Origin of the sequence: Peribacillus muralis, assembly GCF_001439925.1 — a bacterium.
In the GTDB taxonomy this organism is placed as follows: domain Bacteria; phylum Bacillota; class Bacilli; order Bacillales; family DSM-1321; genus Peribacillus; species Peribacillus muralis.
This window is the reverse complement of sequence record NZ_LMBV01000016.1, coordinates 63,880-86,066: the sequence shown is the minus strand read 5'-3', so window position 1 is coordinate 86,066 and position 22,187 is coordinate 63,880. Positions and strand designations below refer to the sequence as shown.

Annotated in this window: 19 protein-coding genes and 1 pseudogene; 9 read left to right on the top strand and 11 right to left on the bottom strand. The window is 37.9% G+C overall.

Annotated elements, in window-relative coordinates:
* Window positions 1–141: 141 nt before the first annotated feature.
* From fsa to ASU00_RS17440, 7 genes and pseudogenes are all read right to left on the bottom strand, one after another.
* The gene (fsa, locus tag ASU00_RS17470; RefSeq protein ID WP_057914759.1) at window positions 142–810 is read right to left on the bottom strand and encodes a fructose-6-phosphate aldolase; all 669 of its coding nucleotides are present in this window, start codon (window positions 808–810) and stop codon (window positions 142–144) included.
* Window positions 811–864: 54 nt separating this feature from the next.
* Window positions 865–1,758: a phosphogluconate dehydrogenase (NAD(+)-dependent, decarboxylating) gene (gnd, locus tag ASU00_RS17465; protein WP_057914758.1), complete on the bottom strand. Its 894-nt coding sequence runs from the start codon at window positions 1,756–1,758 to the stop codon at window positions 865–867.
* Between the two features lie 90 nt (window positions 1,759–1,848).
* Window positions 1,849–3,843 carry a transketolase gene (tkt, locus tag ASU00_RS17460; RefSeq protein WP_057914757.1) on the bottom strand — a complete coding sequence of 665 codons (1,995 nt, stop codon included), beginning with the start codon at window positions 3,841–3,843 and terminating at the stop codon, window positions 1,849–1,851.
* A 36-nt stretch (window positions 3,844–3,879) separates the two neighbouring features.
* Window positions 3,880–5,382: a glucose-6-phosphate dehydrogenase gene (zwf, locus tag ASU00_RS17455; RefSeq protein WP_057914756.1), complete on the bottom strand. Its 1,503-nt coding sequence runs from the start codon at window positions 5,380–5,382 to the stop codon at window positions 3,880–3,882.
* Between the two features lie 489 nt (window positions 5,383–5,871).
* Window positions 5,872–6,664, bottom strand: a pseudogene (locus ASU00_RS17450) (fructose-bisphosphatase class II).
* A gap of 36 nt (window positions 6,665–6,700) precedes the next feature.
* The gene (locus tag ASU00_RS17445; RefSeq protein ID WP_057914755.1) at window positions 6,701–6,835 is read right to left on the bottom strand and encodes a BA3454 family stress response protein; all 135 of its coding nucleotides are present in this window, start codon (window positions 6,833–6,835) and stop codon (window positions 6,701–6,703) included.
* 17 nt (window positions 6,836–6,852) lie between these two features.
* Complete coding sequence (locus ASU00_RS17440) at window positions 6,853–7,362, bottom strand: hypothetical protein (RefSeq protein ID WP_057914754.1); 510 nt, start codon at window positions 7,360–7,362, stop codon at window positions 6,853–6,855.
* A 648-nt stretch (window positions 7,363–8,010) separates the two neighbouring features.
* Here ASU00_RS17440 and ASU00_RS17435 point away from each other — a divergent pair.
* Window positions 8,011–8,328, top strand: coding sequence for a winged helix-turn-helix transcriptional regulator (locus ASU00_RS17435; protein ID WP_057914753.1), 318 nt, complete (start codon window positions 8,011–8,013; stop codon window positions 8,326–8,328).
* Window positions 8,329–8,447: 119 nt separating this feature from the next.
* Window positions 8,448–9,083, top strand: a complete 636-nt coding sequence (locus ASU00_RS17430; protein WP_057914752.1) for an FMN-dependent NADH-azoreductase — start codon at window positions 8,448–8,450, stop codon at window positions 9,081–9,083.
* Window positions 9,084–9,441: 358 nt separating this feature from the next.
* Here ASU00_RS17430 and ASU00_RS17425 read toward each other — a convergent pair whose 3' ends face one another.
* Window positions 9,442–10,851 carry a DHA2 family efflux MFS transporter permease subunit gene (locus tag ASU00_RS17425; RefSeq protein ID WP_057914777.1) on the bottom strand — a complete coding sequence of 470 codons (1,410 nt, stop codon included), beginning with the start codon at window positions 10,849–10,851 and terminating at the stop codon, window positions 9,442–9,444.
* Between the two features lie 597 nt (window positions 10,852–11,448).
* On the bottom strand, window positions 11,449–11,784 hold the full coding sequence (locus ASU00_RS17420; protein WP_057914751.1) for a winged helix-turn-helix transcriptional regulator: 336 nt from the start codon (window positions 11,782–11,784) through the stop codon (window positions 11,449–11,451).
* A 151-nt stretch (window positions 11,785–11,935) separates the two neighbouring features.
* On the opposite strand from ASU00_RS17420, the gene ASU00_RS17415 reads away from it, so the two are divergent.
* On the top strand, window positions 11,936–12,577 hold the full coding sequence (locus ASU00_RS17415) for an NAD(P)-dependent oxidoreductase (protein ID WP_057914750.1): 642 nt from the start codon (window positions 11,936–11,938) through the stop codon (window positions 12,575–12,577).
* Between the two features lie 597 nt (window positions 12,578–13,174).
* Here the strand turns inward: ASU00_RS17415 and ASU00_RS17410 are convergent.
* On the bottom strand, window positions 13,175–13,813 hold the full coding sequence (locus tag ASU00_RS17410) for an FMN-dependent NADH-azoreductase (RefSeq protein ID WP_057914749.1): 639 nt from the start codon (window positions 13,811–13,813) through the stop codon (window positions 13,175–13,177).
* A gap of 614 nt (window positions 13,814–14,427) precedes the next feature.
* Entirely contained in the window at window positions 14,428–15,258 is an 831-nt protein-coding gene (locus ASU00_RS17405; RefSeq protein WP_057914748.1) for an aldo/keto reductase, read from the bottom strand.
* A 373-nt stretch (window positions 15,259–15,631) separates the two neighbouring features.
* Between ASU00_RS17405 and ASU00_RS17400 the strand changes: the two genes are divergently transcribed.
* From ASU00_RS17400 to ald, 6 genes are all read left to right on the top strand, one after another.
* Complete coding sequence (locus ASU00_RS17400) at window positions 15,632–16,630, top strand: inorganic phosphate transporter (RefSeq protein WP_057914747.1); 999 nt, start codon at window positions 15,632–15,634, stop codon at window positions 16,628–16,630.
* A gap of 236 nt (window positions 16,631–16,866) precedes the next feature.
* A complete protein-coding gene (locus ASU00_RS17395) occupies window positions 16,867–17,487 on the top strand; it encodes a DUF47 domain-containing protein (protein WP_057914746.1) in 621 nt (206 codons plus the stop codon).
* 15 nt (window positions 17,488–17,502) lie between these two features.
* Window positions 17,503–18,501: an inorganic phosphate transporter gene (locus tag ASU00_RS17390; RefSeq protein ID WP_057914745.1), complete on the top strand. Its 999-nt coding sequence runs from the start codon at window positions 17,503–17,505 to the stop codon at window positions 18,499–18,501.
* A gap of 144 nt (window positions 18,502–18,645) precedes the next feature.
* Entirely contained in the window at window positions 18,646–19,905 is a 1,260-nt protein-coding gene (locus ASU00_RS17385) for a PucR family transcriptional regulator (RefSeq protein WP_057914744.1), read from the top strand.
* Between the two features lie 48 nt (window positions 19,906–19,953).
* Window positions 19,954–20,775: an EcsC family protein gene (locus ASU00_RS17380; RefSeq protein WP_057914743.1), complete on the top strand. Its 822-nt coding sequence runs from the start codon at window positions 19,954–19,956 to the stop codon at window positions 20,773–20,775.
* A gap of 187 nt (window positions 20,776–20,962) precedes the next feature.
* Window positions 20,963–22,096 (top strand): alanine dehydrogenase, encoded by a 1,134-nt coding sequence (gene ald, locus ASU00_RS17375; RefSeq protein WP_057914742.1) that lies wholly within the window; start codon window positions 20,963–20,965, stop codon window positions 22,094–22,096.
* Window positions 22,097–22,187 lie beyond the last annotated feature (91 nt).

Sequence of the window (22,187 nt, the reverse complement as noted above, 5' to 3'; positions counted from 1 at the left end):
TACTCACGTAATTTTACTTACATGAGTAGTTTAATATAGGGAACGTTAGTATTCTTTTTTTACATATGTAAACTCTATACTAGTCGCATATGCTGAGAAGGCTAACGTTTCTTATTTATCATTTATTCAAATTGAAATTCTTTAGTTTTGAACAGCGTTTTTCCAATCTGCTGCAAATTTTTCCATCCCTTGATCAGTTAAAGGATGTTTTACTAGTTGCTCGATAACTGAGTAAGGAATTGTTGCAATATGCGCACCAGCCAAAGCGACACGAGTAACGTGATCCGGGTGTCTTACAGATGCTGCGATGATTTGAGAATCAATGTGTTGAACACGGAATAATTCAGCAATTTTAGCAACTAATTGAACACCATCTTCTGAAATATCATCTAGACGTCCTAAGAATGGAGATACATATGTTGCACCAGCACGGGCTGCTAGAAGCGCTTGGTTGACCGTGAAAATAAGCGTTACGTTTGTTTTTACTCCTTTTCTAGCAAGGTAACGCGTTGCTTCTAGTCCAGCGATCGTCATTGGAAGCTTAATCGTAATATTTTCATCGCCACCGTTAATTTTAATTAGTTCTTCAGCTTGCTCAATCATTTCTTCAGCTGTTACGGCATCTGGTGTAACTTCTGCTGAAACTGATTCTACTTCAGGCACTGTTTTTAATATTTCTTCAATGCGGTCTTCAAATTTCACGCCTTCTTTTGCTACTAATGATGGATTGGTGGTAACACCAGATAGAACACCAACTTTATATGCTTTTTTAATATCCTCAAGGTTTGCTGTATCAATAAAAAATTTCATCGTTTCATTCCTCCATTAGTGTTATTCATTTAGTATTTGAACTATTTAATAAGGTTATTTTTTTTCTACAGCGTGACCGCCGAACTCATTGCGAAGAGCTGATACTACTTTTCCTGTAAACGTATCATCTTCAAGAGAGCGGTAGCGCATAAGTAGAGACATCGCAATAACCGGCGTAGCTGTTTGTAGATCTAAAGCTGTTTCTACTGTCCATTTTCCTTCACCTGAAGAATTCATAATTCCTTTAATACCATCTAGTTTCGCATCTTTAGAAAATGCATTTTCTGTTAACTCCATCAGCCATGAACGAATGACAGAACCGTTATTCCACACTCTAGCTACTTTTTCATAATCGTAGTCGAATTGGCTTTTTTCAAGCAACTCAAACCCCTCACCAATTGCAGCCATCATTCCGTATTCAATTCCGTTATGCACCATTTTTAAGAAGTGACCACTTCCTGCTTCACCCGCATAAAAATAGCCATTTTCTACGGCCGTATCATGGAAAATCGGTTCAACGATTGCCCAGGCTTCAGGATCGCCTCCGATCATATAACAAGCTCCGTTTCGAGCGCCTGCCATGCCGCCTGACGTTCCAACATCCATAAAATGAATATCATTCTCTTTTAGTTGATTGTACCGTCTAATAGATTCTTTATAATGAGAGTTACCAGCTTCAATTACAATGTCTCCTTTTTCTAATAAAGGTGTCACTTCACTGATCACTGAATCTACAACAGTATGGGGAACCATTACCCAAAGTACACGGGGTGCTTCTAATGAAGCAACAAGCTCTTGTAAGGTTGCTGTACCTATAGCACCATATTTTCTCATTTCTTCCACCGCATTTGGATTCACATCAAATGCTACGACATTGTGATGCTGATCTAATAAGTTTTGCCCTAGATTAATACCCATTTTCCCTAGACCAACTAATCCTATTTGCATGATAATTTCCTCCTATAACTGTTATTTAAAACGATATTTATTAGGGGACAGAAGAAATAATTTTATCTATACTTCCATCTCCTGATTTTGTTAAGCTCTTAATAGTTTTTTTGCGATTGCAGTAACATTCTCTACAGTAAATCCGAATAACTTCATCACTTCAGCGCCTGTTCCTGAAGCACCAAATGTATCAATTGATACAACTTTACCTTTTTGACCTACAAAACGTTCCCACCCTAGAGAAATGCCCATCTCTAAAGAGATACGTGTTAAAACGCGTTCAGGAAGAATATGCTCTTGATATTCTTTCTCCTGGGCATTGAAGAGCTCCCAACTAGGCATAGCTACGACACGAACAGATACATTTTCTAACTCTAATTGTGTTTTTACGTTTACAGCTAACGATACTTCTGAACCTGTAGCCATTAAAATGATCTCTGGCTTGTCGTTCGTTTCAGCTAGTATATAGGCTCCTTTAGAAAGATCCTCAATGTTTCCTTTTGTCTCTTCAAACACAGGTAAATTTTGACGACTAAGAACTAAAGCAACTGGTCCTTCAGTTTGTTGCAACGCATATGCCCAAGCACTTGCTGTTTCGTTTGCATCAGATGGACGAATAACAGTAAGTCCAGGAATTGCTCGAAGAGAAGCCAATTGTTCTACTGGTTCATGAGTTGGTCCATCTTCTCCAACAGCAATCGAATCGTGTGTAAATACATATGTGACAGGTAACTTTTGCAGTGCTGCTAAGCGAATAGAAGGACGCAAGTAGTCATTAAAAACAAAGAATGTGCTAACAAATGGTTTTACTCCACCGTGAAGGGCCATTCCGTTTCCGGCAGCTCCCATTGCATGTTCACGTACCCCGAAGTAAATATTTCGATTCCCGAAATTTCTAGGTGTATAAGGTCCCTCTTCCCTTATATCTGTCATCGTTGAATGTGACAAATCTGCGCTTCCTCCAAACATAGATGGAACAGATTTGATAAAGTGATTAATTGCTTCCCCACTTGCAACACGAGTTGAAGTAGTTTTTTTCGTATCAAAAGTTAAAATATCCTTTACTTCAATTAGTGTTTCTCCCTTAATAGCGTCATCTAGTTCATTCGCTAGTAAAGGATGTGCTTCTTTATAAGAGGCGAATAATTTACTCCATTGTTGTTCTTGCTCTATACCCTTTTGTTTGAGTTTTTCAAAATGGTCTTTTACTTCTTCAGGTATAAAGAAATTAGTTTCGTGATTCCAACCATAGGCTTTTTTTGTAGCCTTTGCTTCTTCTTCTCCAAGTGGATTACCATGCGCCTTGTTCGTCCCAGCAACTTTTGGGCTTCCATAACCGATAATTGTTCTAACTTCAATGATGGTTGGCTGATCTGTGTTTTGTTTAGCTAATTCAATGGCCTTTGTAATTTCTTCTACACTATTTCCATCCTCCACTCGTAAATACTGCCAGTTTGCAGATTCAGCTCGTTTTTGGATATTTTCCGAAAAGATAAGATTTAATTCGCCATCTAATGAGATATCGTTAGAATCATATAATGCAATGAGTTTACCAAGCTTCATATGACCAGCCATTGACATCGCTTCGTAAGAAATTCCTTCCATTAAATCTCCGTCACCTACTAAAGCATACGTATGGTGATCAATTACAGGGAATTTTTCTCTATTAAATTTTGCAGCTAAATGTGCTTCTGCCATAGCCATTCCTACAGCGTTAGCTATACCTTGTCCTAAAGGGCCCGTTGTCGCTTCAACGCCATCTGTATGGCCAAATTCAGGATGACCTGGTGTTTTACTGTTTAATTTGCGAAAATTCCTCAAATCATCTAACGATACATCGTACCCACTTAGATGAAGCATGCTGTATAGCAAACTAGAACCATGACCAGCAGAAAGAATAAAGCGATCTCGGTTAAACCATTTTGCATTTTGAGAATTATGATGTAAATGGTTTGCCCATAGTGCGTAAGTCATTGGAGCAGCCCCCATTGGGAGGCCTGGGTGACCGGAATTGGCACTATTAATAGCATCTATAGATAACGTTCGAATCGTATTTACAGCTAATGTTTCAATATTATGATCCATGGGATTTTTTCCTCCTAGTAATGTTTAGGTTCTTAATTAAACAGGTACAACTGTTTTTGAAGCATTAACCGCTTCTCTATCGAGCCACCACTTGAATCCATCTTCTTTTAGTAAATGACGAGCTGCCTCTGGGCCATGGGATCCTGATGCATATGGATGAAGAGGCAAAAGGTTTTCTTCAAAAGCTTCCAGAATTGGTTGTACCCATTCCCAAGACAATTCAACTTCTTTCCAATGAGCAAAGAATGTGGAATCACCACGAATCGCATCAAAAATCAGTCGTTCATAGGCTTCCGGCACACCCTTACTTTCGGTTGCAAAGTTTACTCTTACAGGCTCCATTTTTCCATTATTTAATGGATTTTTACTATTCAGCTGTAAAGAAATATTTTCATTGGGATTAATCTCAATGATTAAAAGGTTAGGTTCAACATTCTCATTTCGATTCATATATAAATCTTTTAATGAATCTTTAAATTCAATCACAATACGAGTGGATTTCTCCTTCATCCTTTTTCCTGTACGAATGTAGAATGGCACCCCTTCCCAAAACGGATTATCGATCCAGAGACGAGCAGCCACGAAAGTATTGTTTTTCGATGAGGCTTCTACTCCAGGTTCATCTATATATCCTACAACCGACTGATTATCAATCTTACCTATGTTATATTGCCCTCGAATAACGTGTAAATGAGCCTCCTCTTTTTTGACAGGGCGAAGAGATTCCATCACTTTCTTTTTTTCCTGTTGTATGTCGTTTGGACTAATTTGTGTAGGTAAATGCATAGCAGTCATCATTACCATTTGCAACATATGGTTTTGAAACATATCACGAATGGCCCCTGCATGATCATAATAGCCAGCTCTCTCCTCCACTCCAACTGTTTCACTTGCTGTAATTTGGACATTCGCTATATATTGATTGTTCCATAATGAATGAAGAATAGGATTCGCAAACTCCAAGGCTTCTAAGTTTTGAACCATGGGCTTTCCAAGATAGTGATCAATTCGATAAATTTCTTCTTCTTTAAATGCTTTGCTTAATTTATCGTTTAAATCACGGGCAGAATTCAAATCATGCCCAAATGGTTTTTCAATAATGAGACGTTTCCATCCTCGTGTAGAGCCTAATCCACTTTTCTTGATGTTTAATGCAATGACATCAAAAAACTCTGGTGCAACGGATAGGTAGAACATACGGTTCTCGGGAATATTTAATTCTTCTTCACGTTGTTGAACAAGATCGAGCAACTTTCGATAATCTTCTGTATTTGTTGCATCTAATCTACTGTAACGAAAGCTCTTAATAAATTCTTCTATTTTAATACGATCATTTATCAAACGTCTTGAGAATGTTTGTATAGATTCTTTGACTTGATTTTGAAATTCAATGTCCGATATTCCCTTTCTACCTAGACCGACGATAGAAAGTGTTTGAGGTATTTTTTGATCCATATATAAATTATAAAGAGCAGGGAAAATTTTCCTTTTAGCTAAATCTCCTGTTGCTCCATACAAGACGAAGGTCATGGATTCCATTTTCATTCCTCCCTTTTTTGATTGATGATATTTTCTTATGGTGTAAGTACTTACTAGTCGCAAAGTAAGGATCCCCAGAAAAACACCTTACGTAAAACCTAATTATCCTTCTTGTTACTTTGAGTTATTAAAGTTACTTTATGTAACAACAATAACTCTAAAACCCCTCTTCGTCAAGCTATATGTTTACAAATTCAGAACTTAAAAATCCTTTTAAATTCAGCTATTTCATACAAATTTTATTAAATTTATACTATTTTAATAAAATATACCTTAGTTACTTTTTGTTTTAATCTTGTTGATCTATAAGCCTGAATTCATTAAAAATAGTTAAATTTTAGAGGATTATTTAAAGCAAAACCATACCTTACATAACATATATAAATACTCGGTTTTGAATGCGTTATTGACTCCGTAATTAATAAATTTATCCATTTGAATTATAATTAGAGAATTGTCTATCTTGCCAGCCATTTATTCACATGAATATCAATTTTTCTTCCTATGCTTTGCTTTAATAAAGCGAACTGTTCCGGTTTTAGCACGCATAACAACTGAATGTGTTGTACCGATCTCTCCTGCATATTGAACACCTTTAAGGAGCTCTCCATCTGCTACACCCGTTGCTACAAAAAACGCAGCTCACCATTAATAGCTTTAATGCCCATTTTGTCACAACGAATTAATTCTTCTTGGTTTGAGGCAGAAGTTTTCCTTGAAATTAGCCACCTAAGCATTCTAACGCAGTATCAGCCAATACAACCTTCAGGATCTCCCGCAGCACCGGGCATGATATTAAATACTGTATTCTTAAAGGCTGTATTAATTGCGGCAGGAACGTCCCCGACTTGAATAAGCTTAATTCTTGCTCCGGTATCACAATTTCTTTAATCATTCTCCCATGTCTTTTTCGGTCTAATATGGCGACTACAAGGTCTTCAATATCTTTTTTTTTTCGCCTTTGTAACTGCTTTTAAACTTTTCGATAACAGGTCCGTTAATATTAATTCCCCCTGCGGCTCCTGGACCTACTCCGATTTTTTCCATATACATATGAGGAGCATGCAGAACAATATTGGTACCTTCTAGTGGATCTACAGCAATATCAACTTCAGCACCCTCACCTGCTCCTAATTTTTTCTCCAATATATAACATTGGAGCCTCTTCCATTTCACCTTAACAAATTACAAATTACAACTGTACCATTCATATCATGGTATTGAACATTAAATTAGCAACTTCGGTGACCCTAGTAAGTTCCATTGATAGGTGTCTGTTCATTTTCGATAAATCTCTGTTGATCTCATAAAAAGATAGTTATAAGCTCCATTGTCTTCTAACTTGTTCTTCAGCTAACTTAATGATTTCTTCATTTGCAGTCCCTTTTTGGGCAACAACATTTGTTTGATAACTTTTCTCTCCTATCGTGACTTTAACAATTATTTCTATCATAATATTCATTCCTCTCTTTAAAATATAAACTCAGCGTTAATGCTTTTTTCTATTGAAGCCTGTTCTATGTCTTCAGGTTTAACCAGGGTTAATTTTTCTAAAAATTTTATAATACCCAATACTTCTTCAATATCTTGTTCTGTTTGAACTTCTCTTCCTTTCTGTTTTTCAATCATTTCATTTACAACTTGTTTAAAAGCCTCTGTCTTAGTTAACCAATTTGCTATTAATTCTTTTGTTGCTTGTCGTTCAATCTCATTTTTTACAGCAAATAAGCTTTCAGTTTCAGGCTCTATCAACATTATCAAGTTGTAATCATCACTCATTCTAAAACCAAAGTAATGCTTTTGATTTGTATAGTATTTTTTTTCCGCTAAAAGAAAATATTTAATTCCTAAAATAATTTCGTAAAAACGATTATCTGTTGTAGGAGAAATGATTTCCTTTACTTCAATATTTTCGATTAAATCCGAATACATTTCCAACCCATATCTTGTTTCAATTACTTTAGCGTCTAACGTATTCATTTTTATACCTCTTTCTAAAAAATAATAGTGCTTCCTAGATTTTCAAATTAGATTAAGATATCTAGACAAACTATAAATATTGTTATATTTCTCAATCAATTGATTTTCTTCTTACACCAAGAAGATCATCAATTAAAATGTTGTTTATTTGACTTTGATATCCCCATCTAGATATCTTCCTCAATTTTCAGGGAGTGTGTATATTGGCAACTAATTAAGTAACTTTAAATCACTATAGTTACTTTATGTAACAAATAATATTCTCATCTCACCTTTTTGTCAAGGAATTTCATTTTGTTTTTTCTTATCTATTAATTTCGTTGCTACGACTAGCCTAAACGCGGGTCATGATATTCCATCATAACCTGTTAGATTAGGCATAGTGATACTTATTTGATTTTTAAAGCACTTTATTAAAACTTTAATTTGTCCTTTTATTTGAAAAAAGTCTTTAGATTAATAAGGGGTATTTTTAAGTCATTTCTGTAAAATCCAAAGTTACTTTTCCACTTTTAAGTTATTTTAAATAACATTTATATTCTCTATTACGGATAATTTTTGATATAATATTTATTGTAGGCCCTTAAAAGTTATAATAAATATAAGCTAATTTATATCTCTAAATTAATTTTAAGGAGGTTAGAATACATGGAGAATAAAAAAGATTTATGCCCTAAGGTAGAGAAGAGTTTTGAATTGATTGGAAAAAGATGGACTGGATTGATTATTTATGTTCTTATGAGTGGTCCCAAACGTTTTAGCGAATTAAATGAAATGATTCCGGTTTTAAGCAATCGAGTGCTTACAGAGAGAATTAAAGAGCTTGAGCAGCACGGAATAGTTATACGCCATGTCATACCTGAACGACCTATACGTTCAGAGTATTTGTTGACTAAAAAGGGCACAGAACTTGGCAAAATTCTTGGTCCCATCAGTCAATGGGCTGAAAGCTGGGTTAAAGAATAAAATAGCCAAGAAAATTCGTTCCAAATTATTAAAAATCACTTCAAAAAGAGATACTTTAAAGCAGGCAATGCATTGTGAAAAACATTTTTAAGGAAAGTAAGAAAGGCAGGAAAAAATAAATGTCAAATCTTCTTTATATTACTGCACATCCTCTTGATATAGATCGTTCTTACAGCATGGCAGTGGGAAAAGAGTTTATCGAATTGTATAAGGAGCTACACCCAAATGATGAAGTTGTCCATTTAGATTTGTACAAAGCTGATGTCCCTTATCTAGATGCTGATGTGTTTAGCGGATGGGAAAAACTTCGGTCAGGTATCCCTTTTAATGAGTTGTTATCTAGTGAGAGAGAAAAAGTAGGGCGCTTAGCTGAACTTGGTGGGCAATTTTTATTAGCTGATAAATATGTATTTGTAACGCCTATGTGGAACTTCTCAATTCCAGCTATTCTGAAGACATATATTGATGCAGTCGCTGTAGCTGGAAAAACGTTCAAATATACAAAAGAAGGGTCGATTGGTTTATTAACAGGAAAAAAAGCCCTCCATATTCAAGCACGTGGAGATATCTACACAGAAGGACCAGAAGCGAATAGAGAGATGGGGCATTCTTACCTTGAAGTTATGATGGATTTCTTCGGAGTATCTTCTTTCCAAGGCATTATCATAGAAGGCCAAGCGAAGTTCCCTGAGAAAGCACAAGAAATTAAAGAAAAAGCAATCCTGGAAGCCAAAGAAGCAGCAAAAAGTTTTTAAAGATCCACTGTTAGATGGAACCCATTTAATATTTTGCTATAATAGGGGTACCATCAGGTAAATCGGATTTACAACACTAAGAAAGTTTCCAGTTTTCTTAGAGAATTTAATGAGACAATTCTCTCTGAATGAATAATGGTATTAACTGGAACACTGGATTGTTTTTGCAAATTTACTTTAATGAATACCTGATTGTGGGTTAGTTGGGCAGAATCATAAAAGATTAGGGAATGTACTTTTGTTCCTAAACAAAAAACACCCCCGTTGGATTCGTATACATCGTATACAAACAAAGGGGGGTGTTTTTTCATTTTCTCCTATCGAAGTTCAGATCAATTAGAGGACAGGTTTTCCTGTGTTATGCTGTTTTCTTTTTTAGGAATAAGGCTGTCACAAAACCGATGCAACATAATGCAGTTGCGAGCCAATACGCATGATGGATACCATATGTCATCGCTTCGTGTACCAATTCTTTTGTATGCGTCAACCCTGCTTGTTCCAAGAAGCTTGTCCGGCCATGTGTCATGATACTCACGAGAACGGAAACCCCTAAAGCGCCTGCCATCGGTTGTAACGTATTCGACATGGCTGTACCATGCGGATACAAGTGAGGTGGCAATTGGTTGAGTGCCCCTGTTTGAGACGGCATCATAATGGATGCAATCGCCAACATCAATGCCAGATAGACCAAGATAAATGCCCATGCTGGTATAGAAGATGAAATGGTACTGTAGATAACCATAGTCACAATCAATAGAACTGTTCCAGGAATGATCAATTTTCTTGAGCCATACTTATCGAATAATATCCCAATTTCCGGTGATAATACACCATTTAACAAGGCTCCTGGCAATAATAGCAATCCAACTGTTTTTGCCTCATATCCAAGTGGTCCTTGTCCAAACATCGGCAGTAGGATTTGGGAAGAGAACATGATCATACTGATTATAACGAATAATACCATACCTTTTGAAAACTCTTTATACGCGAACACACGTACATCCAATAAAGGTTGTTCCAACTTCAACTGGCGACGGACGAACGCCACTAAGCTCAATACACTTATCACAATGATAATCCAGATGTTGCTTGAAGATCCTGTTCCGACTTCTTCTCCCATACTGCTGAAGCCATAAATCATTCCGCCGATCCCGATTGTGGATAGCAAAATTGAGAGGACATCCACACGGGGACGAGTCACCTCTCCGACGTTTTGTAGTACTTTCCATGCAAACAGCACGATAAAAATCGCGAACGGAATAATGATTATGAATAACCAACGCCATCCTAACGTATCCACGACAATGCCTGACAGCGTCGTTCCCGCTGCTGGGGCGAACATGATGACAATCCCGAATATACCCATGATTTTTCCACGTATCGCAGGTGGATACATAAGAAGGACCGCATTCATCGTAAGCGGCACAGACACTGCTGTCCCCACGGCTTGCAACATACGTCCCACTAACAACATAGGGAAATTCACTGCACAAGCTGCAACCACGGTTCCAATTAAGAAGATGGTCATAATAGCAATATACAGTTGCCTCGTCGTGAACCATTGAATCAATAAAGCAGAAACGGGCATCAATACACCCATGACGAGCAGAAAACTGGTCGCTAACCATTGTACTGTATGGGCATCGACGTGAAACACATCCATTAATTTTGTCAAGGCAATATTCATTGACGTTTCATTTAAGATGGCGAAAAATGCTCCCACCATGAAAGTCATCATAATCGCTTTCGTGTTTACTTTTGTATCTATTTTTCCATTCATTCTATTTCCTCCTATTATTTATTACACAATACTGGTTACTCATATCGGATCCCTCACGTTACAAGTAAATGCACTTATATTAATATAAAAGCAGCACAAATTTAACGAAAAGATCATGTCGTATAGAGAAGCTGTGCGTATAAAGCAATGAGCACTCGATCCATGGTTCATATTAAATGATTGGTATTTATTTTGTAAGTAGTCTTTTTTATATAACATGGTTATATATATGATACTTTTATGATAGGAAAGGGATTGAATAGCTAGAACCATTTTTAAATAATTCTTCAGAATCATAAAAATGGCATAATGCAGATCAATCGCTTATTTTTTTATCAGAATGGAGATGGGAAGATAAAATCCCTTGCATAAAATGAAAAAAACACCGTTAGGATCATTTAACATATCCTAACGGTGTTTCATAAGTAATGCTCTATTTCTTCCCTTTCAAAAGGAAGTACGAAACGTTACGCAATTTACCGCAATTATTTTATATCATCCAACGTTAACTTCATGAACCTTTCCTGCCTATTTAACAATAATGAATACTTTATTTCTAACTATAAGGAGCGAGCTGATAACTGATTAATTGTTCGCATATTTTCGTCCCCACTCGCCCATACTTTCCATTGTAGGTATAAACTGTTTTCCTGCTTCCGCTAGGGAATACTCGACTTTGGGAGGCACCTCTGGGTACACCTTTCTTGTAACCATTCGGTCCGCTTCTAATTCACGTAGCTGACTTGTTAAAATCCCTTTGGAAATGCCCGGTACTAATCGTTGTAATTCCCCGAATCGCTTTGTTCCTTTACTAAGTTGCCATAAAATAATGATTTTCCATTTGCCGGCGATTACCTTTTGCGTTTCTGTGATGGGACAGAATTCTGGTTGTTCCTGATCTAGTTTATCTTGCTCTACCATATTTAATCCCTATCCTCTCTATGGTCTTATTTTCGGTACTATGTTATATAAAAATAACTACTTACATAATCATAACTAATATAATATTATATGACCATGGTTCGATATACAACCAAATCACAAGAAAATAAATAATTTGGAGGAATTTACTATGAAAATTGGAATTGTTGGCGCAAACGGAAAAGTAGGACGCCTTATAATGAAAGAAGCGCTTGCGAAAGGGCATGACGTAACAGCCATCGTACGAAACGCAGCGAATATTGCGGATACAAACGTAAAAGTTTTAGAGAAAGATCTTTTTAGTCTTACATCATCTGATGTGAAGTCATTTGACATTGTCGTAAGCACGTACAGAGCACCAGACGGTGAGGAACATCTGTATGTTGAATCCGGTAAAGTGTTGATTGAGGCTTTCAAAGGTGCTCCGAATACGAAATTAATGGTTGTAGGCGGCGCAGGCAGTCTATTTGCAGATGAAGAGAAAACAACAAGATTGTTTGAAACACCTGGTTTTCCTGACTTTGTTATTCCAACTGCATCCAATGCGACGAAACAATTAGTAGAGCTAGAAAATACAAAAGGCATCACATGGACATATATCAGCCCTGCTGCATTTTTCGATCCAGAAGGAAAACGCACAGGATCTTACAAAGTAGGAAAAGATCATGTTATCGAAAACAGTCAAGGAAACAGTTATATCAGCTATGCTGACTACGCGATTGCCGTTGTTGATGAGATTGAGAATCCCAAACACGTCAATCAAAGATTCGCTCTTGTAGGGGAGGCAGAATAAAGAAAAGATCCCTCCACATTTTTGAACTGTGCCCTCCGGTTTTGGGGATGACCTATTAAAAGTTATAATATATAAAATTATCCTGGAGCGAAATCGCTTCAGGATAATTTTTGTTGTTTTATCTTTTCTATAAGATACTTTATGTCAACTAGCACTGTATGGGACATTCATGTTAATGCTGCAGACATGTATCAATTGTAAATGACGTAAAAACTCTGTCTTAAGTGCCATCTCATAGTATAAAGCTGTATAACAGGAAAACCCCGGGAGTATTCTACTACTTCCTAAAACAAAAATAATAACGGGAAGGGTGTTTTCTAATGGCTGAGCTATATGCTCTGTTTCGGAGAAGAGTTGGTACTCTAGAAAAAATGAATAAATAACATTTGAACAGTTGGAATATGTTCTGTAACAAACAGCAAAAACTATCCCTTTTGAAAACCTATGCATCATCGCGAATAAAACTAAATAACCAGCCCTCGATTAAATATCGAGAGCTGGCTACGGCATAAATGTGTTTTTTCTTAATCCCATTTACGGGGTTCAGACTATTTCTTAACCTTTTTTATTTATGGACTTATAAGACAGTCCCTTTTATTAGAATTTACGTGCTAACTCTTTCGCTTCAACTATTGCTGCCTCTTTAATTTCTTCTCCACGATCTGGATATTGGTTATGACCTTCAATGAACAATCCCTCAAAAGTAGGAACTCCGAAGAAACCTACCAACAAGTTTTTGATATAACGATGTCCCATTTCTAAATCAGCTAAAGGACCCTGAGAATAAATTCCTCCACGGGCTTGAATATGCAGAGCTTTTTTGTCAGTTAATAAGCCTACAGGCCCCTCGGATGTATATTTAAATGTCTTACCAGCTACGGCAACCGAATCAAGATATGCCTTCATAACAGGAGGGAAAGAGAAATTCCACATAGGAGTAACAAAAACATACTTATCAGCTGCAACAAACTGCTCACTTAATTCTCCAAGACGAGCAACTTTTGCTTTTTCATTTTCTGATAATTCGTCAAATCCAGTACCTGATTGAAGCTTCCCCCATCCTGCAAAGATATCAGCGTCAAGTTGAGGAATATATTCATTATATAAGTCCACATGAATAACCTCGTCATTAGGATGACTTTCTTTATACGTATCAATAAAAGCTTTCCCTACTGCCATGCTATAAGATTGTGTTTCATTATGAGGATGCGCAGTAATATATAAAATTTTGGCCATAAAAAAAACCTGCTTTCTATTTATATTCTATATAATCCCAGCGTTATATGGATTATACAAATTTATAAAATAATATAAGTTATGTTTACTCTTATTTTAGAAGTAAATTTCGTTATTAAAAATAACTTATGTATTTTATATAACAAATATACATTCACAACTTTTGTCTGTCAACAAGTTTTTAACGCATGAATTAACTTCTAAATAAATACTTTCTTGGAAGTGTTTTATAGATAACTATTCAAGTTATAAAAAATTCCTAAGTAATATATATAAACGGGCTAATTATTGGAGATTTAAACTGTCTTTCTCTTAACAGAATGCATTGTTGAATAATGCAATCTTCCAATATTGTGGGCTACAAAGATTCCATCTTCGTGTTCACGCAAAGTGGAATGGAAGGCGGCGACACTCCTGCGGGAAATGCGTGTCTACGTGAGACACCGCAGGCTAAAAGACGAGGAGGCTCACGGACCGCCCGCGGAAAGCTAAGCGCCTGCAGTGCAATGAAACGATCTAATAAAAAAAACAAGACTGCAGACAAACTCCATCATTATCGAGTTTGCCTGCAGTAACTGAGGATATTACTTAATCGGTTTCCTGACGTATTGCCTTTAAAATAGAACCTCTTCCGGATTGCTTCCGAATCGTTCATTCCTGTTCAAAGCATCAATTTGATTCATTTCGTTATGGCTCAATGAAAAGTCAAACACCTGTGCATTCTCCTCAATACGAGACGGTGTAATCGATTTGGGTATGACGATAATATCATGTTGTAAATTCCATCTAATCAACACCTGCGCTGAACTTTTCCCATGTTTTTTCGCTATATGATTAATCGTCGGTTCTTCCAATAGATTTCCTCTGCCAAGCGGGCTCCAAGCCTCCACCCTGATTTCATTCTTTTTACAATAATCACGGATTTCCTCTTGAATCAAAAGTGGATGCAGTTCTATTTGATTGACGACTGGTTTCACTTCACTGTTCGCCAGTAAATTTTCCAAATGATGAACATGGAAATTACTCACGCCGATGGACTTCACTTTTCCATCCTTATAAAGCTTTTCCAACGCTTTCCACGTGTCCAAATATTTGTCTTTTCCCGGCCAATGAATCAAATATAAATCCAAATATTCTAAGCCTAGCCGTTTTAAACTATCATCAAATGCCTGAAGCGTCGTTTCGTAGCCTTGCTCCGTATTCCACACCTTAGATGTAATGAACAATTCTTCCCGGGGCACTTCGCACTCCCGGATTGCCTGTCCCACGCCTTCTTCATTATCATAAATCGCTGCTGTATCAATTGCGCGATAGCCTACCTCAATTGCTTTCTTGACGGATTCAACCGTTTCATTGCCGTTCTTTACCTTGAAGACACCAAAACCCAACTGCGGCATTTGAACCCCATTTTGTAAAGTAATCGTTTCCCCAATGCTTGAAATCATTCTACATTCCCCCATACTTTTATTTACCAATTATACAGCTCCCCTCTTCCCATTTCTAACGATAAGCCTCCTAACTACGTTACTGTTGAAATGAAGACATTTAAGCTAAAAAGGATTATTTACCCATTTATTCCTTAACTAAATTAAATATTTTGTAAAAAAATGACGAAAAATCTATCCTTATAGATAAGAAATTCGTTACAATTGAATAGTTGTTTAAAAACAAGTTAAAGAAGGTGTCATCTTTAAAGAATAATCAAACGTAAAACCCCCATTCTAAATAATGAGGAGTTGTTAAAGTTCCAACGTCCTTTTTATTATGTACAATCGAAATTCATTTTTTACATATTTGAATATTAAGGGAGTCTTCCATATGAGCAGCATTTTAATCTTAACCGTGTTAATCATCATTTTTGCTTTAGTCTTTGACTTTATCAATGGTTTCCATGACACGGCCAATGCGATCGCAACAGCGGTGTCAACCAAGGCACTTAAACCGCGCCATGCCATCATCATGGCTGCGGCCATGAATTTATTAGGCGCGCTGACCTTTACAGGTGTAGCACATACCATTACGAAAGATATCGTGGATCCATTCACATTAAATAATGGTTCATATGTAATCCTGGCTGCACTGATTTCCGCAATAACATGGAACTTGGTGACCTGGTATTTTGGCATTCCAAGCAGCTCCTCTCATGCGATTATCGGCTCGATAGCAGGTGCCGCCATTGTGGCCAGTGGGTTCGATGCTATTAAATGGAGCGGGTTCACTAAAATCGTCCAAGCCTTGATACTTTCACCTATCCTTGCCTTTACGCTTGGATTCATTGTGTACAGCATCTTCAAGGTAATTTTCAAAAATAATAATTTAGGAAAGACGAACAAGCGATTCAGGCGAATACAAATTCTGACGGCAGCCGTCCAATCCTATACACACGGAACGAATGATGCACAAAAATCCATGGGTATCATAACCCTGGCTTTAATTGCTAACGGGTATGCCACTAATTCCGAAGTCCCCTTCTGGGTCCAATTATCCTGTGCAATAGCCATGGCGCTCGGAACATCAATCGGAGGCTGGAAAATCATTAAAACCGTCGGTGGTAAAATTATGAAAATTCGTCCAGTGAACGGGGTTGCTGCCGATTTGACAGGTGCGGGGATCATTTTCGGGGCTACCTTCCTGCACATGCCGGTCAGTACGACACATGTCATCTCCTCATCCATACTTGGCGTAGGTTCTGCCCACCGTATAAAAGGCGTAAAATGGGGAACGGCTAAAAACATGCTGATTACTTGGTTCATAACCTTGCCTATCTCCGCGTCATTAGCTGGAGTGATTTACTATATAATTGCCTTATTTTTATAAAATCATCAGCCTTTCCACCACGGAGAGGCTTCTTTCTTTAAAATACCGCTCAATTAATGTAACTATTTACCATTTTTTACTTATCCTTGTTTTCGTATGTAAAGTTTTATTAAGATTTTGTAAATTTTCGTCGAAAAACCTTTCCTGAATGTATATGAATTCGTTACAATCAAGTTGTTAATACTAAGCGTACGACATAGGTGCGTAAATTGTATGAATAATTGGGAGGCTTCAACATGGCTTTTAAATCAAAAAAAGACAAATTCGCAGTAATGCTTTTCAACATCGCACAAAACCTTAAAGAAGGTGCTGACTATTTCGCGGATTATAAGCTGAAAAACATCTCTGATCTAAAGGTATTTTCAGATAAGATGAAAGATTATGAACATAAAGGCGATTCAATGGTTCATAACGTGATTAAAGAGTTGAACAACGCCTTCATCACTCCTATCGAGCGCGAGGATATCCTTGAATTAACCATGAGGATGGATGATGTCATAGACGGTTTGGAACACTGTGCGGCATTATTCGAAATGTACTCAATTGTCAATGCTGATGAGTACATGCTTAAGTTTGTCGATGCAATTAAAGAGTGTACGTATGAGATAGAAACAGCTGTCGATACACTATCCACAAAAAAATTGCCAATGATTCGTGAAAATGCAATCAAAATTAAAGAACTTGAATCCGTTTGTGATGGAATTCAACGTCAATCGATCAAAAACTTGTTTACTGTTGAAAAAGATCCAATCAGGATCATCCAATATAAAGAAATTTACGAAAGCCTTGAAGAGATCGCCGATCACTGTCAAGCAGTGGCCAATACACTTGAAACAATCATAATGAAAAACGCCTAAGGAGTACCCCAATAAATGGATACTTTATTAATTTTAACTATATTAATCGTTTTCTTTGCTTTAGCGTTTGACTTTATCAATGGTTTTCATGATACAGCCAATGCGATAGCGACTGCTGTTTCAACAAAGGCAATGAAGCCTAGGCATGCCATTATCATGGCAGCCATCATGAATTTCGTCGGAGCCATGACCTTTACAGGCGTAGCAAAGACCATCACGAAGGATATCGTCGATCCGTTCACACTTCCGAATGGTTCTTATGTTATCCTGGCAGCTCTGCTTGCCGCTATCATATGGAACCTTCTTACATGGTATTACGGAATACCAAGCAGTTCCTCCCATGCTTTGATCGGTTCGATTGCTGGTGCAGCCATTGCTGCAGCTGGTTTCGCCGGCATAAAATGGGAAGGGTTTTTAAAGATTCTTCAAGCATTGATTTTCTCCCCGCTAATTGCTTTTGCATTGGGGTTCATCGTATACAGCATCTTTAAAGTTGTATTCAAAAATAATAATTTGACAAAAACAAATCAAAGATTCCGTACTATACAGATTGCTACAGCAGCCCTGCAATCGTATACCCACGGAACGAATGACGCCCAAAAAGCGATGGGTATCATCACGATGGCCCTTATTGCAAATGGTTATGCATCAAGTACCGATATCCCCTTCTGGGTTCAATTTTCCTGTGCGCTAGCAATGGGACTTGGAACTTCCGTGGGCGGATGGAAAATCATTAAAACGGTTGGCGGCAAGATTATGAAAATCCGTCCTGTCAATGGTGTTGCAGCGGATCTAACGGGAGCCTTCATCATTTTCGGTGCGACCGTGATTCACATGCCCGTCAGTACAACCCATGTTATTTCGTCTTCAATCCTCGGTGTTGGATCAGCGCATCGTGTCAAGGGTGTAAAATGGGGAACGGCAAGAAGAATGATCGTTACCTGGTTCATTACCATTCCAATCTCAGCAACTTTGGCAGGTTTGTTTTATTACTTAATTAATTTCCTATTCTAAAACAGAAAATCCCTTCCGGTTTCCATTGGTAGGGATTTTCTGTTTTTTTATCCAAAGCACTAAAGCAAATAATCCATGCTTATTCGGTTAAAATCGTATAAAATTCAATCAGAAGGAATCTTTTTAGCGAGGGGCAGAATTGGTATGAAGGAATTCAAAAAAAATAGAGATATTTTTAAAGACCTTTATGGAGATATGATGGAGTTTGCCGATAGAATCAGTTCAGTTTTAGGGTGCCCCATTACAATCGAAGACGGCAACCACCGTTTACTTGCATATAGCACACATGATGACACTACCGACCAGGCGCGCATCATGACCATCATCGGAAGGCGCGTCCCTGAAAAGGTCATCAATAGTTTATGGAAAGATGGGTTCATTCCTGCGTTATTGAAGGAGGATGTGCCCATTAAAATCGGGGCCATCAATGATGTGGGCCTCGGTAATAGGGCTGCGGTTTCCATTCGGAAAAACAATGAAGTCCTTGGTTTCATTTGGGCCCTTGAAGTCCATGCGCCATTCTCCGATGAAGATATGGAATTTTTGCAATTTGCAGCAAAGGAAGCAAAAAATCAGTTGCAGCAATTACAGCTGAAAAAGAAAAGAAAAGAGGCTGGTCATCAAGAATTCCTTTGGCGTATGTTGACAGGGCACTACACGGAAGAAGCCGAAATAATTGAGAACTTCACGAAGTTTTCGATTCATGTTCCTAAAATTTTTTCGATATTGGTATTTGAATTCCCTAAGGAGATCAACCGTGAAGTGGAACGATACATTTCATACATGCTAACGACTACGCAAAAAATAAACAGTTCCCTTTTTGCCATTGATCAAAACAAGCTTATTCTTTTCGCAGGAGCCAACCAGGAAAACAGTCCTTTTTTCACACAATCGTTATATGATTTCATTCCGTTTTTCATCCTGGAAATGAAACGTCGCTTCGGTGTAGAGCATATCCTTGGTACGGCTGGCCAAACGTATAGCAATTTATTGGATGTTAAATCGAGCTACGAGGAATCACAATACACCTTGAGAATGAAGAATATTTTCCCTGATGATATGCAGCTCCTTGTACATTATGAAGAGCTTGGCATGTTTCAAATGATTGAAGGGTTCGCAGGCCACAAACAGCGTCATGCCCATCCATCCATTCTAAAACTAAAAGCATATGATATGAAGAACCAGACGGAATTACTGCAAACGCTTGCCGTTTATTTGGAGAAAGACTGTAACCCAAACGAGGCATCGAGAAATCTTCATATCCATGTGAATACATTGAATTACCGTTTAAAGCGAATTTCCGAAGTGGGGGCCATCCGATTAAAAGACCCAATTCAAAAAATGGCCCTTTTTCTTAATATTAAATTGGATCAATATGATGCATTTTTCAAGAAAAATTCATGAAATATTGCCCAGTATGGAAATACTAGAAGGTATGGAAAGGTTGGTCATATGAAATTGGAAACAAAAGAAGAGCTTGAGCAAGAATTACGAACCATTGAAAAATGGGAGAAGGATCAAAAGGGGTTATGGTTTTGGGAACGAATTGGACGACTCCCCTTCAAGCTATTGGATAAGGTGACACCAGGCTTCATCCAGAATAAATTGGGTATCATGCTTGATGAAATCGGTAGCTATATTCAGACAGGTGGAAAATATTTAACGAAAGAGGCAGATATTCTAGGTAAGCTTCAAGCCAAGAGTCCTGAAGTGAACATTAAGGTCCTAGATGATGTTTCAAGCGTGCCGCTCCATGTCATGGATAGCGTAAGTCAGGATATTAAAAACTCGGGCAGTAAATTAGCTACGGTTCAAGGTGCCACTACCGGTATAGGTGGAATTTTCACCTTAGCGATCGATATCCCCCTTCTTCTTGGCATGTCAATCAAGACACTGCAGGATATCGCCATCACGTATGGCTTTGATCCCCGTGACCGTCAAGAACGGATTTTCATAGTCAAGTGCTTGCAATTCACAACATCGGATGTTGTCGGGAAAAAAGCTCTACTAAATGAATTGACGAAAATGGGCCGGACTGAGGAGGATTCAAAAAGGGAAATTGCATCAGAACTGCAAGGATGGCGAGAAGTGGTATATACGTACCGAGATCAGTTTGGCTGGAAAAAGCTATTGCAAATGGTCCCTGTTGCAGGAATAATCTTCGGCGCCCTTTCCAATCGGACCATGATCGCCGATATAGCCGATACAGGAATCATGCTGTATAAAAAAAGGCGGATTTTAGAGAGGATTGAAAACCCGATTTTAAAAAGTTAAGATTCAAGGTTATGTTTTCTTACATGGATATCATGATTTAATATCTCGGACCTAGCAATATTGAACTGCGTTTGTGGAAATCCACAAATACACCTTTTTTATTTTTCTGATTTCCACATACTAACCGTTTACTATTCCAACTATACTTGTGATACAAACAGTAAAACATATTATTGGAGGGATTAAGATGAGAATAGGAATTCCGAAAGAGATTAAAAACAATGAAAACCGTGTGGCTATCACTCCAGCAGGCGTTGTAGCATTAGTCAATGCAGGGCATGAAGTATTAGTTGAAATGAACGCAGGTCTAGGAAGCAGTTTTACAAATGAATCATATCAAGAAGCTGGTGCTGTCATAGTCGAGGACGCGGCTAGCGTTTGGTCAAGTACAGACATGATCATGAAAGTAAAAGAACCTATCTCATCTGAATATAAATATTTCCGTAAAGATTTAATTCTCTTCACATATTTGCATCTTGCAGCCGAGCCTGCCCTTGCACAGGCCCTAAAAGAAAGCGGTGTCTTGGCGATTGCATATGAAACGGTTGCAGTAAACCGCACACTTCCGTTATTGACTCCGATGAGTGAAGTGGCTGGCCGGATGGCTGCACAAATCGGTGCGCAATTCCTCGAAAAAAATAATGGCGGAAAAGGAATCCTATTAAGCGGAGTCCCTGGAGTGAAACGCGGCAAAGTCGCAGTTATCGGCGGAGGAATGGTCGGAACGAACGCAGCTAAAATCGCAATTGGATTAGGCGCTGATGTAACGATTCTTGACTTAAGCCCTGACCGTCTTCGTCAATTGGATGATATTTTCGGAAATGAACTGACAACACTCATTTCAAATCCTTATAATATCGCAGAAGCAGTCAAAGATGCTGATCTGGTAATTGGTGCTGTATTGATTCCAGGTGCTAAAGCCCCTAGGCTCGTTACTGAAGAAATGGTTAAATCGATGTCTCCAGGATCAGTCATTGTCGATGTTGCAATCGACCAAGGCGGGATCTTTGAAACGGTTGACCATATAACAACACATGATAACCCTACTTATGTGAAACATGGAGTTGTCCATTACGCAGTGGCAAACATGCCAGGAGCAGTGCCTCAAACATCAACAGTCGCATTAACGAACGTAACCGTACCATTCGCGCTTCAAATTGCAAACAAAGGAGCCATCAAAGCGATTCTTGAAAATGATGCCCTTGCAAAAGGCGTCAATGTGGCAAACGGTGAAATCACGTTCGAAGCAGTTGCAACAGACCTAGGCTACAACTACGTTAGTGTAGAAAACGCCTTAAATCCAAATAACATTAACGCATAATATTAAAATGAAGACTCCAAACACAATCGTGTCTGGAGTTTTTTTATTTGTAATCCCGTGAAATTCTTGGTTATGATCGGATCATTGGACT